This window comes from Mucilaginibacter sp. P4_G9, from assembly GCF_056400985.1.
This window is the reverse complement of record NZ_JBFUKF010000450.1, coordinates 1-3,937: the sequence shown is the minus strand read 5'-3', so window position 1 is coordinate 3,937 and position 3,937 is coordinate 1. Positions and strand designations below refer to the sequence as shown.

Below are 3,937 nucleotides of genomic sequence, written 5' to 3'. Positions count from 1 at the left end.
AAGTTCAGCTTTTAAATCGATAATTTTCTTACAATCCTCAATAAAAGTGTCCGGCATTTGTACCTTCGGAATCACTCAAAAAGAAACCCGGAAAACAAAAATTTTCACTTACTAAACACAGCTGTGCAAAGGTTATGACAGGTTAACTGTTGAGGGTATAGTAAACCTGCTGAAGGCACCTGTTCATGGTATCCGAGGGTTATGATAGGGATACCTTTTTTTTGCGTTAAACCCGGGCGTTTTAATTGGAAATTCCTTGCATTTTTTGTATATTTGGGTATGCACAAACGGGGCGCTTATCTTACGGGATAATCGCCCTGCTTCATTTTAAATAAAAAGGCTGCAAAGATCACTGTTTTAAATCAAGCTATTCATTATCAATATATTAAAACAAAATATGCGGGTATTAACGGGTATTCAAAAGGCTATAAAAGGTACTTGGCAAAGCGTTCTGCAGGTGTATAAAAGGTGTGTGAACGGTGCATGTAAAGTATTGCGCTGAAACTCAGATAACACTTTAAAAAAATTGATTTTCTGGGTCGATCCCCTGAATTAAGTATTAATTAAATTTTGGTTGAAAATTAGATTTGGTTTACTAAATTGCCTTTTGTAAACCTAATTGATTGCAYCTTGCCGTCAATACATCAACCAATTATTGAAAACTTAATTTATTACTATGTCAACCGACCGCAGAAAATTCATCAAGCACCTTGGAGCGTCAGTTTTACTTACCTCTGCCTCGCTCAGAAGCCTGGCAGCACAGGAAGAAAATGAGCTCAGGATCCTCCGTGCCGAAAAACGCATCAGCCCGAATGATAAAATCCGCATAGCCACCATAGGCATGGGTATTATGGGTTTTGCCGATACCAAGGCCGCTTTAACCGTGCCCGGCGTGGAGTTGGTTGGCTGCTGCGACCTGTACAAGGGGCGGCTTGACAGGGCTAAAGAAGTTTACGGAGCCAGCCTTTTTACTACTGGCGATCATCGTGAAATATTGGCCCGTAAAGATATTGATGCTGTTATTATTGCCACCAGCGACAACTGGCACAGCCAGATAGCCATTGATGCCATGCACAGCGGCAAAGCAGTGTATAGCGAAAAACCCATGGTGCACCAGATAAGCCAGGGCCTTGCCGAAATAAAAGCGCAGCGGGATACCAAAATGGTTTTGCAGGTGGGCAGCCAACGGGTAAGTAGCATAGCTTATAAAAAAGCTAAAGAACTATATGAGGCGGGTGCCATCGGTAAGATCAATTCTATCGAGGCCTCGTTTAACCGGCAAAGCCCTTTGGGCGCCTGGCAATATACCATCCCATTTGATGCTTCGCAGCAGAGCGTGGATTGGACAAGATTTCAGGCAAACGCTAAAATAAAGTATGATTATGACAGCAAACGGTTCTTCAGGTGGCGAAATTACCGCGAATATGGCACCGGCGTTGCCGGCGACCTGTTTGTGCACCTGCTTAGCGGTATCCACTTTATAACCGGGTCAAAAGGTCCCGAAAGGATCTATTCTATAGGCGACCTTGCTTACTGGAAAGATGGCCGCAATGTACCCGATGTAATGAGCGCGGTGATCCATTATGGCGAAACAAAAGAGCACCCTGCTTTCCAGGTAACACTCCGGGTTAATTTTATCAGCGGTGAAGGCGACTACGGTACAACCAAAATTGTAGGCTCCGAAGGCGTGATGGATCTTATGGGCGATGATGGCTTTAGCATCCGTAAAAGTAAAATGCCGGTTGCTACAGGTATTGGTGGCTGGGATTCTCTTTCTACCTACACAGAAGCGCAGCAAAAGGCCTTAATGGACGATTATAACAAACGTTTCTCGCAAACCGATCAGCAAGCACCTACAAGTCCGGACGTTACTTACAAAACACCGGAAGGGTACAATGCGTCAAACGATCACTTTGCCAATTTCTTTGATTCTATCCGTACAGGTAAGCCGGTTGTTGAAGATGGGGTATTCGGGTTCAGGGCAGCAGCGCCTTGTTTAGCCTGTAACGACAGCTACTTCCAGAATAAAGTGATCCGTTGGGATGCGAATGCGATGAAAATAGTTTAGCCTGTAGGCAGCATCCGCGTCTCCTGGCAATTCATATCAAAAATTATGGTATCTGCTATGGCTTAACAATTAAAAAAACATTTTTCCTGGTAGCGTTTTGCCGTTGATTATCGTATTGGTTAGAATAAATGCTAATCAACATATGAAAAAAGTCTTTACACAAGGGGCGGGCATGATCGGGATGATGTGTTTGCTCAGTAGCCTATTAACCTCATGCCTTAAGGATAGTAATAACCATTATGTACCACCTCCGGCAGCGCTAATCTCTGCTATAAATGCTTCGCCGGATGCTCAGCCGGTTGATTTCTACCTGGATCAGAACAGGGCAAACAACTTCTCTATTAAAAGTGGTGAAAGCCTGGATTATATCAGAGCCTATACCGGGAAAAGAACCGCGACTTTTTATGTACAGGGAAGTCAGCAGAAAATAAAGAGCGATACGATTACCCTTAAGGCCGACCAGCTGTATTCACTGTTCCTGGCCAACCAGGTTAGCACACCCGATCTGTTGCTGATTGCTGATTCTATAAGCCGTCCGGCTGAAGGCAAGGCTACTATCAGGTTTGTGAACTTAAGCCCGGATGCTGGTGCTACAGATCTGGCAATCAAAGGAGGTGCGATACTTGCCTCGGGGATAACCTATAAACATTACTCTGCGTTCGTCCCTCTTGAAGGTGCTACTGCTTTTACCTTCGAAATTCGCAAAGCAGGAACATCCACTGTGTTATACACACTTACCGATGTTACATTGAAAAGAAACACCATTAACACCATATGGTCGCAGGGATTTGCTGCGGCCACTGATGTAAAAAAATTCAGTGCCCATGTGCAGGAGAATGTATATTATTATTGATCTGTTTATTCTGAATCAAACAAAAATCCCTGCTTTTGGAAGAAGGCAGGGATTTTTGGTGTAATATTAGTTTCAGGCAGCACTTTGGCCGATGGCGCAATAGAAGTGATTGCTAAAAATCGGGATTAATACTAAACTTAATACCATAAGCGGAACTACCAGCGTGATCAAGATAATTAAACCTCCTCACTACATCTACCCGTAATAACTTAAAAATATTGCCGATGCCGGCTCCCGCTTCTATATAGGGAATAGTGCCTAAAGCATAAGTACCGTTTGCACCATTTGAACCTGTTGGAAATTTGTATAAGTTTTTTGAGTAAAGGGGATTGTTTTCATTGCGCAAGCCGCCATATAAAATTTTAAATGAAAGAAATTCCCTCCACTTTAAATGTTCTATTAATGGAATCTTATTAAGAAAAAAGCCATTAAAACTGTGCGTCAGGTTCAAACCCACATAATGGTCACTTACAAACTCCAGGTAGTTCATTTGGTTGTAAGCATCGGGATCATAAGCAAAGGATTGATTAGCCGGACTGATATTCAGTAACGGAAATGGAACCTTTCCCTTTAGCAGGGCGCCCAGCAATGTAATATCCGAGTAACCTAATTGCGATAAATAAAACCGTTTAAAAATATTCGCACTGATATTAGTATAGTTATATGATCCATTGGCCAGCCCTTTAAAGCCTTGATTTATCTGCAAATTAAAAATGGGGTATTTACTAAAAATAGTATGCCGCGACCCGGTTCCCTGTATAATTTGTTCATGAGGAGCATACCTTAGTCCAAGGCCAACATCAGTAGTAGTTAAATCATGTACAATACTATTATTTGAATCATTAACCTCAAATACCAGTGTACCTGCAGTTTGTTGGTTCCAGTTCTTGAAAGTCAGGTTATATGAAAAATGATTTTCAAAATCCTTTACATAATCAATTTTGAAAGTCTTGTTAAAAAGCCAGTAATCGGTTTTGCCGCTTTGGAACGAGGTAAGTGCCGACTGCGAGTTATTT

The 3,937-nt window shown here is 42.3% G+C and carries 3 protein-coding genes; 2 read left to right on the top strand and 1 reads right to left on the bottom strand.

Annotated elements, in window-relative coordinates:
- Window positions 1-676: 676 nt before the first annotated feature.
- Both AC1DPZ_RS23520 and AC1DPZ_RS23515 read left to right on the top strand, forming a co-directional pair.
- Entirely contained in the window at window positions 677-2,068 is a 1,392-nt protein-coding gene (locus tag AC1DPZ_RS23520; protein WP_477408040.1) for a Gfo/Idh/MocA family protein, read from the top strand.
- A gap of 142 nt (window positions 2,069-2,210) precedes the next feature.
- Window positions 2,211-2,921 (top strand): DUF4397 domain-containing protein, encoded by a 711-nt coding sequence (locus AC1DPZ_RS23515; RefSeq protein WP_477408038.1) that lies wholly within the window; start codon window positions 2,211-2,213, stop codon window positions 2,919-2,921.
- A 112-nt stretch (window positions 2,922-3,033) separates the two neighbouring features.
- On the opposite strand, the gene AC1DPZ_RS23510 is transcribed toward AC1DPZ_RS23515, so the two are convergent.
- Window positions 3,034-3,937: DUF5686 family protein (locus AC1DPZ_RS23510; protein ID WP_477408036.1), on the bottom strand; the 904-nt coding region annotated here is incomplete at its 5' end.